This window comes from Halomonas sp. SIMBA_159 (assembly GCF_046536035.1).
Lineage (GTDB): Bacteria > Pseudomonadota > Gammaproteobacteria > Pseudomonadales > Halomonadaceae > Vreelandella > Vreelandella venusta_A.
This window is the reverse complement of record NZ_JAWJBT010000569.1, coordinates 1-272: the sequence shown is the minus strand read 5'-3', so window position 1 is coordinate 272 and position 272 is coordinate 1. Positions and strand designations below refer to the sequence as shown.

Below are 272 nucleotides of genomic sequence, written 5' to 3'. Positions count from 1 at the left end.
CTGGAAAACCACTTTTCACCGTTGCACCAACAGTGGGACAAACACTATCAAAGGCTCGCTTCCCATTGAGTTGCCATGCAATGGGAGACGCTGAACCCATGGCATCAATTAACAGTCGTCCGACGGCTTGTTTGGGCTTCTCAGTGGGTAAATGTTGACAATGAACCGTTACCGCTGTATTGCTCACCTCTGCTTCAACAAACTCGGTTTCATCCCAAATTTCACCTCCAGCAGCAATTAACTTTTCCCCACACATGGCTAACAGTTTTTCC

1 pseudogene is annotated in these 272 nt (G+C 47.4%); it reads right to left on the bottom strand.

Features of this window, described 5'->3' with window-relative positions:
- Positions 1-272 (bottom strand): annotated as a pseudogene (locus R0J87_RS20490) (hypothetical protein); the annotation flags it as partial.